Genomic DNA, 10,723 nt, shown 5'->3' with positions numbered 1-10,723 from the left:
AGCAAAGCCTAGGCCCGAACCGACTGCACGAACAGGGCAGACAACATGGGTGCCTAAGCGAACATCGCAATGACGCGAGATAAGACACGTAAGCCCACAATCCTGAACAGGAAAGCGGGATCCCAAGGGCAGGACTTTTACGATCGCCTAGACGCCTCGAATGGGTATCACGGCGTGCCCTGGGGGCGGAGTGAATGGAGGCGGCACGTGCTTGGGTACCCAGGCCTGTCCGTAGACGACTTCGTAGGTGATGGGTAGGCGTCCGTCGCGTCGGAACACCTCACAAGCCTCTTCGAAGCGTCGATAACGGGTCTTGCCGGTGAGCCCCCCGAAACGACCGGCGGCGGCGTTGTGCGCGCCGATGCGCTTTAGGTCACGCAAGGCGTCGCGGGCCGAATCATACGTGAGAGTGTAGCGTTCGACATCCAGCACGGGATCGGCAAATCCGGTGCCGATCAAGGCATCGCCCAAATCATGCATGTCCACGAATGTGTGGATATGGGGGCGATCGTCCACCTCTGCCCACGCGGCGCGCAACTCCTGCAAGGTGTCGGGTCCGAAGGTGGCAAAGGTAAACAAGCCATCTGGCCGGAGGACGCGACGGAATTCGGCGAAGGCACGTGGTACGTCCATCCATTGGAGAGCGAGGCTCGAATAGATGCAATCGACCGCCTCTGAACGCAAGGGTAGATCATGGCCATCCGCCACCCACACCGGTGTCGGACGCCAAAGGCCCCGATGACGACGCGCAGCACGCGCCATAGACAGTGCGATATCGCAGGCGAGGACCTGGGTCTTGCGGAAGCGACGACGGAGATGAGGGATGGCGTAGCCGGTCCCGGTGCCCACATCGAGCAAGGTCGCAGGCTCCGAACGCAGCCACTGGAAGCGACTCAGGAGCTCGTCTGCGACCTTGCGCTGTAAGACCGCGCCCTCGTCGTAACTGCGCGCGGCGCGGTCGAAGTTGTGGCGAATGGCGTGCTGGTTCAGATCAATCACGGAGGAAGTCTCGTATGAGGGTAGCAACAGCATCCTCGGCGTTCAGGAAGGGCGCATGCCCACGGCCCGCCTCGCGAAGCCGCCCGTCTGGCACGAGGCGTGCGGCCGCACGAGCGGCCTCAATCGGGACGATGGTGTCAGTTGCCGCATGCACGAACAAGACCGGCGCGCGGATCGACGGCAAGAGCGCACGCCGGTCGCTCCCCTGAAGGATCGCGAGCCCTTCGGCGAGCGCCGAGGCCTGCGGCATGCCACCGTCTTGGAGGTGGGCCATGAGGGCGCGTGCTTCCGTCCGCGCTCCGGTCCCGACCTGCAAGGTCAGGAAGCGCCGAACGGTGGCCGCGTGGTCGACCGCCAGTTGGTCGGCGAAGGCCTCCAGGACATCAGGCGCCGTGCCGCACGGCCAGTCCGGCGCGCGCACAAAGCGCGGCGTGGCACCGACAAGAACGAGCCGGCTTACGGACTGCGGATGACGGGCAGCCAACGTTAGCGCGACAAGCCCGCCGAGCGACCAGCCAAGCCAGGCGTGGGCACCCGGATAGGCGGCAGCGAGGCGCGCGGCGAGCCGATCGGGGTCGAGCGCGCCTGACTCATAGGAGGCCTCGCCATGGCCCGGGAGATCAAGGGATTCGGCGGGGATGCCGAGCGCCCCCTCCAAACCCCCGAACACGCGTCGATTCAAACCCCAACCGTGCAGGAGAAGCAACATCAGGCCGGGCCCCCAGGCAGGCTCGCGAGGGCATCGAGCAGTCGGTCGATATCGTCGGCGCCATGGGCCGCCGACAACGCCACCCGCAGACGGGCGCTGCCTTGCGGGACCGTGGGCGGGCGTATGGCCGGGACGTACAGGCCACGGTCGCGAAGGTGGCCGCTGGCCGCGATGGCGCGCGCCGCCTCCCCGAAGACCACCGCTTGGATCGGGGTGGAGGATGGGAGCAGCCGGAGGCCGAGGGCGACGGCGCCGTCGCGAAACCGAAGGACGCGATCGAAGAGTGCAGCGCGTCTCTCGTCGCCTGCGATCACGAGATCGAGGGCCGCTTTCGCGGATGCCGCCAGGGCCGGCGGCAAGGCCGTAGTGTAGATGTAGGGTCGCGCCCGCTGGATCAAGGCCTCGATGACATCGCCATCAGCCGCTACAAAGGCACCGAAGACGCCAAAGGCCTTGCCAAGGGTCCCCATGTGGATGAGGGTCGGGTCATAGTTCAGACCATGAGCGGCAGGCGTGCCGCGCCCCCCTGGGCCCACCACCCCGAAGGCATGGGCATCATCCAGTATGAGCCCGGCGCCATGGGCCTTAGCGAGCGCAAGCAGCGTGGGAACGCAGGCCATGTCGCCATCCATGCTGAAGACGCCATCGCTTACGATGAGGCCGCCGGGACCGGCTGGGGCGAGCGCGGCGCGCAACCCTTCCACATCCCGATAACGCAGTCGGCGTGCGTGCGCGAGGCTCGCGGCGTCCAGCAAGGAGGCATGATTGCGCCTATCCTCGAAGACGCGCCCATGGCGCGGACAAAGCGTGGTAAGGAGCGCAAGGTTGGCCATATAGCCCGTGGAGAAGAGCAACGCCCGAGGCGCGCCCGTGAAGGCGGCCAAGGCGTCTTCGAGCTCATGGTGGGCGCTCGTATGACCTCCGAGGAGATGCGAGGCGCCGGCGCCGGCGCCGTAGCGCCGAGCCCCCGCGCACAAAGCCTCCACAACAGTAGGATCATTGGCGAGACCCAGGTAGTCATTGCTCGCGAAAGACAGCAAGGTCTTGTCCCCGACTTGTATCACGGGAGTCTGGGGCGATATACGAATCTCGCGACGCCGCCACAGATCCTGGGCGCGGACGCGCGCGAATAGCGGCTCCAACAGGCTTGCAAAGGGATTCCCTACCATCGGCTCAGGTCTCGATTCTCGAAGCGCAAGCATACTTGGCAGCGCCCGACTGATAAAGGTTGGAGCGACCTAAGGACCGTTGGATAAATGCCAGCCCCGGACTATCGTTCAAACACTAGAGCGCCCTCGGAGGGTCGCAATCATGATCAGGGCGCTTGCAGTTGGAGGTTTAATAATAAGCGCGGTCTTTGTGCCCGTCTGGGCGGGCGTGGGGGTAAGCGTCGGCGCAGGCACCTTAGGGGTGGGTGCCACGCTCTCGCTCCCGCTCGTGCCGGACATGTTCGATGCGCGGCTGCTCGCCAACGGCGGCCGCCTCACGCGCCACGAGACGGCCAACGGCCTCAACTACCGCGCCCATGCGCACTTTCGTAACGCGGCTCTGCTTGCCGATATCTATCCCTTCCATGGTGCCTTCCACTTAACGGCCGGCGTCTATTACGACGACAATCGCGTCGATCTGACCGCGACCTCAGTCAACGGCTACTACAACGTCAACGGCTACACGGTACCCGCATCCGCGGTCGGACCGATCACCGGCACCGTGACTTATCAGCGCTTCGCCCCCTATCTCGGCCTTGGCTTCAGCAATGACGCACGGATGCAGCCGGGGTTCGCCTACGCGGTGGATCTGGGCGTGATGTGGGATCGGCCGACCACCACCTTAAATGCCCCCGGGGCCGCCTCCAACCCGGCATTGGCCGCTGAACTCGCGTCCGTCCGCGCCCAGATTGAGCAGCAGGCCTCCCGTCTACGGGCCTATCCGACAGCCTCTGTGAGTCTCGGTTACCGCTTCTGAGGCGCCCCGCCCCCCTGCAACTGCGCCTGCACAAAGCGGGCGAGCACCGGAGTCAAAGGACAATGCAAGGCCTGCCGCCAGGCGAGGTCGGCGCGTCCGGTATGCCCCATCTGGGACTCCACCAGCCCCTCGCCCACCCACAGGGAACCGTCCCCCGGGAATCGCTTGAGACCGTTACGATAGGCGGAAAGCGCTCCGGTTTGATCCCCGGCGCGCAAGCGGGCTGCCGCCAGCAGGGCCCAAAAGGAGTGGCTGGCCGCGCCCAGGGCCTGCGCGCCGCCGAGGGTGCGGGCCGCATCGGCGGGCCTTCCTTGCCGTAGATCGACCTGCGCGAGCAGCATCACAGCCGGCAGCGCATGAGGGTGGGCGTGTAAGGCGGCCTGCAAGACCTGACGAGCGCCACGCAAGTGCGCCCCCTGGATGTCGAGGGTCGCAAGCAAGAGCGCCGGCCGCAGACTCGCGGGGCGGGCGCGCAGTGCCGCGCGCAGTGCCGCGCGCGCCTCTCCGGAGTCCCCGGCCTGCAGCGCCTGCACGGCGCGACGGTAAGCCGCCTGCGCCTGCTCGGTCGCGGTCAAGGGCTTACGATGCCGGGATATGGAGGCAGACGCAGGTCGCGCCCGATGCGTGACCTGATGCGGCGTGGCAGGCGGGCGGGCGGAAGACACAAAGACGCGCGTATGGGCGGGCTTTGCAAGCGGCCGCGCGCGTAGGATCGCTTGCGAAGCCCGGGCCTTAGGCGACGCGACTGCCGAAGGCGCTACGGGCACCGCTTTCGGAGGTGCGATGGAGGCGCGGGCGACCACGGCCGCAGGCGCCCTCACAGACTTACGCCCGATAGTCCAGGCCACGACGACGGCGATGACCACGATCAGCACCGCGAACAACAACCATGTCGCGCGAGAGACCCTTGGGCGCTCGAGCGATTCCGGCGCGGCGCGCAGATCCGCAAGGACCGGGCGTGACTGTGGTGCTTGCTCGTCGCGCTCACGGGCCTCGAGATCACGCAGGACTTTATTGATGAGACTCATCGACGCCCCCAGGACATGAACCCAAAAAGACCCGCGTGGCTACGGGCGGCCTCGGTGTCGGCACAGGCGAGCCGCATATGCCGGGCCCGCACTTGAGCCGACCCTTCGCCATAGGCGGCCATGAGCGATTTATGGGCGAGGATATTGGCAAGCCGTGGGATGCCGCCCGATGCCCGGTAGAGGACACGCAGCGCGCCTTTCCCAAAGAGCGCAGGCCCCTCGTAGCCTGCCACATGCAACCTGTGCCGCAAATAGTCATCCGTGTCGGCCAAGGACAAGGGCGCGAGACGGCACGAGAAGGCGATGCGTTGGCGCAATTGCCGCACTTGCCGCTCCTCGAGGCGCACATCAAGCTCCGGTTGACCGAACAGAACGATCTGTAGAAGCTTACGTTTCTCAGTCTCGAGATTACTAATGAGCCGCAGCGACTCCAGCGTCTCCATAGGCATCGCCTGAACTTCATCCAGACAGAGGATCACGCGGCGCCCTTGCGCGCAGCTTTCGATCAAATGCTCGGTCAGGGCACGCATGAGGGCATGAGGGCTTGCGCCCGCGACCGCCGGAAGCCCCAATTCGGCACTGATGGCCTCGAGCAGCGCGGCGGGATCGAGCGCAGGGTTCGGGATATACGCCGTGATAAATTCCGGGTCGGCGGCGAGGACCGCGAGAAACTTGCGGCAAAGGAGCGTCTTGCCTGTGCCCACTTCGCCCGTCACCTTCAAGAAACCCTCGCCCATGCGCACGGCGGCGAGCAACATATTCAAGGCTTCTTGGTGACGCGCATGGGCAAAGTAGTACTCGGTATCCGGTGTAAGTCCGAAGGGGAGTTCCCGAAGCCCGAAGTAGCGCTCGTACATTTAATGGCCCGTTATGCGCGCAATCTGCCTCTGCGCGCGCGACAGTTCGTGCCGCCACGGCTCGCCTAAGTTCACGACCGTCGGTTTCAGGAGAATCACAAGCTCCTTCTTGACCCTCACCACCTTCTTGTCCTTGAAGAGATTCCCGAGGATCGGGATGTTGCCAAGCAGTGGCACCGTGGCATTGTTATTCGTGGACCCCTCCTTCATCAAGCCGCCAATGACGATTACCTGGCCGCTCTGGGCGCGTACCACAGAATCCGACTCCTGAATAGAACTCGACGCAAGCGGCAGATCGAAGGCCTGCCCCGAAACGCTGAACTGCTGATTCACCTGCGTGACCTGGCTCACCGAGGGGTGGATATAAAGCACTACCGATCCGTGACCATCGATCTCTGGTGTCACATCGAGCGCGATGCCCGAGAAGAAGGGCGAAAGCACGACAGCCGGCGTGCTGATGGGGGAAACGCCGACCAGCGACTCGGTGTTTGTGACGCCGGTCACGAAGAACTGGTCGCCTCCCACCTTAATGACGGCCTTCTGTTCGTTCATCGTCGACACGCGCGGACTCGATAGGACCTGGACGCGCCCTTCGGTGTTCAGAAGCTGAATGAAGGCCGCGAAATTTCCGGCGTGCAACGCAAGACTAAAGATGCCGCCAAAGGCTGACACGGCGGTGTTGTTGATGGGCGAGTAAGCGCTTGGACCATACGGGTTCGGGACGCCAGTCGCGGGATTGATATTACCTGTGCTGCCACCTATGGTCGACACGCCCGAAGACAAGAGCTGGCTACCTCCCGTTTGCGCGCCTAGGAGTTGGGCGCCGGCGACGTTGCCGAGCTTCGCCCAGTCGATGCCGCTCTGGTAGCCGCTCTTTAGGTCCACCTCGAGGATCTTGGCGTCAATGACGACCTCGCGATCCACGCTCGTCTGTGTCAGACGCAGAAAGCGGCTCACGGTATAAAGGGTCCGGGGACCGGCGCGCACCACGAGCAGACCGGCCTGCGGATTGGCGATGACCTCGCGACCTGGGCCCTTGCCGACGAGCGCCGTCACAGTCGTCGCAAGCGTCTTCCAGAAATCGCTGCGCGATGTGGTCTTCACAGAAATCGTGGGGGCCATGGTCTGCTGGCCGCTCGAGGGCGCGGGCATGCCACCGGCCATGCCGCCGCTTGTCCCGACGCTCGTCAGGCTTTGGCCTGTGAGCCGCGTCTCCGAAGTTCCGGTTCGGACGATATCGAGATAGTGGACCCGGAAAAGCTCAGTCCTGAGACCCGGAGGCAAAATGTAATACTGGTGTCCACGACGCCGGTACTGGTAGCCGTTCTCGGTGCGTATGACGCGCATCGCCTCGGGCACCGTCACGTTCTTTAAATGGACGGTAATGCGCCCCAAGAGGCGACTTGGCAAGGCCACGCTATAGGATGTGCCACGCACGAGCTGCGTAAATACCTGGGCGGCGGGCGCATTATTCGTATTGAAATCGAAGCGACTCGGAACGGCCAGCGCCCGGGCGCGCGGGAGCCGGATCGTGACCGGCGGTACGAGCGCACTTGCCACGGCCGCAGGAATCGCGACCTTGTTCTGCGAACGGGCAGCGGATGTCAGATTGTGCTGCATACGCGCCGTCAGCGGCTTGTCGAATCCGCGCGGGGCACAAGCCCCCAACGCGAGCAGCGTGCTCGCCGTAAGCCACCGCGGGTACGCGTATCTCATGAAACGCCTTCCTTTAAAATCGCCGTCTTCTTGATGCCGCCGCGCGAGCCCAGAAACAGCCGGCGTGTCCCATGGGGTCCGGAAAGCACCACCGAATTCCTGCGGATGGCGACCAAGCGGTCGATCCCGACCCGCGCACCCACGGCCCAAAGTCGCCCGTCAATGAGCGCGAGCTGTCGCGGCCCATCGCGTAAAATCGCCTGCAGGCCCGCATGCGCGGGGCGAGGATCAGCGGGCGCGAGCCACGGGGGCCGCGTCGGATCCGTCAGCCCATAGGCGGGGGCGCCTTGCGCCAAGGCCACCAGTGCTATTGCCATGAATCGCTTTCCACTCATGCTCCGATACCATACAAGGACCGTGCCAATCATTCGAGCAAGGCCTCATGGGAACTCAGGGTGTAGACGTGCAGCCGCAGCGTGGAGAATGGGTAATGGTCCGCCGTCAGGGTCACGCGGCCCCACAGCACGCGTTTCTTGGTATGGGCGAGCGCCGTCAGGTAACGAACCAAAGCCCGGTAGGACCCGCGCACCACAAGCACCATCTCGTGACGATACAAAAACGGTTTGGCCTTGGGACTGCGGCGCATCGCGGTTGTGCCTTGATCCGTCAGCGCCACGAGCGTCACTCCAGGCGTGCGGGCAAGCACCTCACGCAAGAGCGCTGGCATCTCCCGCGCGGGCACCAAAGCCCCCGCAAGATGCGCCAGACGCCTTTTGAGGACACGAATCTTGTGGCTCATGGTCTTCAGCTCGGCGTGTTCGCGGGCCCGTGTGCTGGGCGCAAGCAGGGTGTCGAGCTGGGTACTAACCGCGGCAGTCTGGACACGGGCCTCCGCGAGGTCGGTCTTGACGGTCTGCGCGCGGACCTCGAGCGGATGAATCGCGACTGCCACCACGAGTCCGTAGGTGACAGCCACGATCGCCGCAAAGAGTAGGACGCGTTCGCGCAAAGTGAGCGCATCGATCCGCTCCTGCCAGGTCGCAAACCACGCCCTCACGTTCATGGCGCCCCCTTGGCGGAACGTGGCGCTCCCGGTTTTATCGGGGCCGCCGACCCAGATGCGGCCGTACTCGCCGTAAAATCGACGTAGGGCCTGTAGTGCGCGGCGTGACGGGGGCGTGTGATGGCAAACGTCTGGAACCGATAGCCTATAAGCGTCGGACGGGCCACGAGGCGATGCAGAAAAAGCGGCACCTGCGCGGGACGCATGCTATGGCCCGCCAGTATCAAGGCGTGGCGCTTGCGGTCCAGCGAGAAATGCGTGATCCAGACCCCCGGCACGATGGCGTCGCTCATGGCGAGCAGCACAGGGGCCGGCCCCACTTCGGCACGCCGGCTTTCGCGCAAGAAACGCGCGAGCCCCTTCAAGGCTCGCTCGCGCACCTCGAGCGCCGCCAGTTGCGCGCGGGCGCGACCCACGCCAAAGATACGTTTGGCAGACGCAAGCTGGGCGTGGGCGGCCAGCTCCGTTTGGCGAGCGTTGGCGAGCGCACTGGCAAGCCCTTGGACTTGCCAGGCATCGAATCCCGCCGCCGCGAGTCCTACTGCGAGCAACGCAAGCCAGGTACGCGCCATGGTAGCGGCCGAGAAAAGCTTTTGCTCGCGCCGAAAGATCGGATGGTAAAGGTTGATCTGCTGAGCGCTCATAGGACCACCTTCTCATGGCGCAAGGCCGCGCCCAAGGTCAGAAGGCAACCCTCCGGGATCGGGACTGCCACCTCGACGTCTCCGTAGTGCCCCGTCTCCCAGGGTACTACGCGCTGGACGAGGTTCGCCTGCAGGAAGGTCACGAGCGGCTCGGTCCGGCTCGACGCGGGCGCCACGACGACATGCATGATGGGGCTCTGCCGGAAGGAGCTCTCGAAATAATCCAGGGAGCGCTGCAACTCGAGCAGCAAGCGCTCGAGCCCCCGGGCATCGGCGAGCGCCGACGGGGCGTCGGCGATCACGCGCGACAGATACAACTCGCCGTTGCGCGTAATAGTGATAAAACCGCCGTCTTCTGTGAGCGTAAGTAGCGCCACACCTTCCTGATCTTGCGCAAGGAGCTGCGCCAGATTGCGTTGCGCGAGCTCCGGGATATCTATGATGTCGAGGGCGGCACCGGCGTTGTGCATAAGATCGACGCGCTCGCGTATCGCCTCATTGCGTCCGACGACCACATAAACGAGCGCGGGCCGTCCGGGCATGCGCACGGGCACATCGAAGACGTCTATGGTCGCGTCGTTGACATGGAAATCGATCAAGTCCTTGATGCGCCAGCGCAGCGCGGCGCGCAGTTCCTCGGACTTCACCTCCGGTGCTTCGGTCTGCAAAAGGCGGTATTCGCCTTCCCGTAAAAGCGTGGTGCAGGGGCGACGCTTGAGGTCATGGTCCTGCACGAGCCGTGCCAGGACCCGTTCGGGCTCCATACCGTCGAAGGGCCGAAATTCCGCGGCCTCGACGCGCGCCGGTCCCCGCGGAGGGCGGGCGACACTCACATAGGAAAGCCCCGACGCATGCACGCCGATGCCGGACAGACCGGCACCCCTGCGCTCGCGCCTCAAGCGTCCCCACATACCTCCTCCCCCTTTATCGCCGAGCTTTCTGAGACCACCCTACATGCAGGCTCGGGCCCTGTCGGCCGCTCTTTTGCCGACAGTAGCACGCGTAACCCAGGCCGTCACCCTATAAAAACGCGCTTTTTGTACCCCAACGGGCCGCGAGGTCGCCACCGCGCCTCATACCTGCCCCCCGTTTCTCTGAAAGGCCGCATGAGCCAAATCCCACATCGGCAGGAACACACCGAGCGCCAGGATCAGGACCAGGATGCCCATGGCGACCACGAGCAGCGGTTCTATGGCGGTACTTAGGTTGCGCAGATCGTATTCCACCTCACGCTCGTAATATTCCGCAACCTCAGTCATAAGGCTGTCGATCGCCCCGCTGTCCTCTCCCACGGTCACCATTTGCAGCACAAGCGGAGGGAACAATCCTGTGGCCTGCGCCGCGCGCGCGAGCGTCTCACCGCGCTCTACGCCGTCGCGCATCTGCAGCACGCGCGAGGCCACATAATCATTGTCGACCGCCCGACTTATGACAGTGAGGCCCTGTATCAGCGGTACGCCGCTTTTCACGGTGATGGCGAGCGCACGCGCAAAGCGCCCCAGCAGGGCGCGGGTCAGGATCGGCCCTATGATCGGAAGCTTAAGGCGCAGCCTATGCCATCGATAACGCCCACCGGTCGTGCGCACATAGGCGCGGATGCCAAACACAATCAGCGCGACCGCACCGACAACCTCGTACCAATAATGGACCGTGAAATGCGACGTCGCGATCAGGATACGGGTGGCAAGCGGCAACTTGGCGTGCAAGCCTGCATAGACGTGGGCGAAGGCCGGTATGACAAAGATGTTGATGATGAAGACCGCGAGGACGAGCGCGACTACGACGAAACTTGGATAGCGGGT

Annotated in this window: 12 protein-coding genes; 1 reads left to right on the top strand and 11 read right to left on the bottom strand. The window is 64.5% G+C overall.

The window, feature by feature from the left end:
- Positions 1-147 precede the first annotated feature (147 nt).
- The 3 genes from bioC to ACYCTF_RS13105 are packed head-to-tail and all read right to left on the bottom strand — an operon-like array spanning position 148 to position 2,877.
- Positions 148-999, bottom strand: a complete 852-nt coding sequence (gene bioC, locus ACYCTF_RS13115) for a malonyl-ACP O-methyltransferase BioC (RefSeq protein ID WP_461282029.1) — start codon at positions 997-999, stop codon at positions 148-150.
- Complete coding sequence (locus tag ACYCTF_RS13110) at positions 992-1,708, bottom strand: alpha/beta fold hydrolase (protein ID WP_461282030.1); 717 nt, start codon at positions 1,706-1,708, stop codon at positions 992-994. Before ACYCTF_RS13110 ends, bioC begins: the two co-directional genes overlap by 8 nt.
- Positions 1,708-2,877 (bottom strand): aminotransferase class I/II-fold pyridoxal phosphate-dependent enzyme, encoded by a 1,170-nt coding sequence (locus ACYCTF_RS13105; RefSeq protein ID WP_461285010.1) that lies wholly within the window; start codon positions 2,875-2,877, stop codon positions 1,708-1,710. Before ACYCTF_RS13105 ends, ACYCTF_RS13110 begins: the two co-directional genes overlap by 1 nt.
- A 142-nt stretch (positions 2,878-3,019) precedes the next feature.
- Between ACYCTF_RS13105 and ACYCTF_RS13100 the strand changes: the two genes are divergently transcribed.
- Positions 3,020-3,673, top strand: coding sequence for a hypothetical protein (locus tag ACYCTF_RS13100; protein ID WP_461282032.1), 654 nt, complete (start codon positions 3,020-3,022; stop codon positions 3,671-3,673).
- On the opposite strand, the gene ACYCTF_RS13095 is transcribed toward ACYCTF_RS13100, so the two are convergent.
- The 8 genes from ACYCTF_RS13095 to ACYCTF_RS13060 all read right to left on the bottom strand — a co-directional run.
- Positions 3,661-4,701, bottom strand: coding sequence for a tetratricopeptide repeat protein (locus ACYCTF_RS13095; protein WP_461282033.1), 1,041 nt, complete (start codon positions 4,699-4,701; stop codon positions 3,661-3,663). The genes ACYCTF_RS13100 and ACYCTF_RS13095 overlap by 13 nt on opposite strands.
- Entirely contained in the window at positions 4,698-5,558 is an 861-nt protein-coding gene (locus ACYCTF_RS13090) for an ExeA family protein (RefSeq protein WP_461282034.1), read from the bottom strand. Before ACYCTF_RS13090 ends, ACYCTF_RS13095 begins: the two co-directional genes overlap by 4 nt.
- Positions 5,559-7,274, bottom strand: a complete 1,716-nt coding sequence (locus ACYCTF_RS13085) for a secretin N-terminal domain-containing protein (RefSeq protein ID WP_461282035.1) — start codon at positions 7,272-7,274, stop codon at positions 5,559-5,561.
- Positions 7,271-7,591, bottom strand: a complete 321-nt coding sequence (locus ACYCTF_RS13080) for a hypothetical protein (protein ID WP_461282036.1) — start codon at positions 7,589-7,591, stop codon at positions 7,271-7,273. Before ACYCTF_RS13080 ends, ACYCTF_RS13085 begins: the two co-directional genes overlap by 4 nt.
- A 47-nt stretch (positions 7,592-7,638) precedes the next feature.
- Positions 7,639-8,277, bottom strand: a complete 639-nt coding sequence (locus ACYCTF_RS13075; RefSeq protein WP_461282037.1) for a hypothetical protein — start codon at positions 8,275-8,277, stop codon at positions 7,639-7,641.
- Positions 8,274-8,921 (bottom strand): hypothetical protein, encoded by a 648-nt coding sequence (locus ACYCTF_RS13070; protein ID WP_461282038.1) that lies wholly within the window; start codon positions 8,919-8,921, stop codon positions 8,274-8,276. Before ACYCTF_RS13070 ends, ACYCTF_RS13075 begins: the two co-directional genes overlap by 4 nt.
- Positions 8,918-9,832, bottom strand: coding sequence for a type IV pilus biogenesis protein PilM (gene pilM / locus ACYCTF_RS13065; protein ID WP_461282039.1), 915 nt, complete (start codon positions 9,830-9,832; stop codon positions 8,918-8,920). The genes ACYCTF_RS13070 and pilM overlap by 4 nt, the downstream gene beginning before the upstream one ends.
- 162 nt (positions 9,833-9,994) lie before the next feature.
- On the bottom strand, positions 9,995-10,723 hold a 729-nt coding region (locus ACYCTF_RS13060; protein ID WP_461285009.1), incomplete at its 5' end, for a type II secretion system F family protein.

This window comes from Acidiferrobacter sp., assembly GCF_054609335.1.
This window is presented reverse-complemented; position numbering and strand designations above follow the sequence as displayed.

Coding starts and splice junctions, on each gene's coding strand:
- ACYCTF_RS13105 (WP_461285010.1), bottom strand. CDS start 2,877: ATGGTAGGGAATCCCTTTGCAAGCCTGTTGGAGCCGCTATTCGCGCGC.
- ACYCTF_RS13100 (WP_461282032.1), top strand. CDS start 3,020: ATGATCAGGGCGCTTGCAGTTGGAGGTTTAATAATAAGCGCGGTCTTT.
- pilM (WP_461282039.1), bottom strand. CDS start 9,832: ATGTGGGGACGCTTGAGGCGCGAGCGCAGGGGTGCCGGTCTGTCCGGC.
- ACYCTF_RS13095 (WP_461282033.1), bottom strand. CDS start 4,701: ATGAGTCTCATCAATAAAGTCCTGCGTGATCTCGAGGCCCGTGAGCGC.
- ACYCTF_RS13090 (WP_461282034.1), bottom strand. CDS start 5,558: ATGTACGAGCGCTACTTCGGGCTTCGGGAACTCCCCTTCGGACTTACA.
- ACYCTF_RS13110 (WP_461282030.1), bottom strand. CDS start 1,708: ATGTTGCTTCTCCTGCACGGTTGGGGTTTGAATCGACGCGTGTTCGGG.
- ACYCTF_RS13085 (WP_461282035.1), bottom strand. CDS start 7,274: ATGAGATACGCGTACCCGCGGTGGCTTACGGCGAGCACGCTGCTCGCG.
- ACYCTF_RS13075 (WP_461282037.1), bottom strand. CDS start 8,277: ATGAACGTGAGGGCGTGGTTTGCGACCTGGCAGGAGCGGATCGATGCG.
- ACYCTF_RS13080 (WP_461282036.1), bottom strand. CDS start 7,591: ATGGCAATAGCACTGGTGGCCTTGGCGCAAGGCGCCCCCGCCTATGGG.
- ACYCTF_RS13070 (WP_461282038.1), bottom strand. CDS start 8,921: ATGAGCGCTCAGCAGATCAACCTTTACCATCCGATCTTTCGGCGCGAG.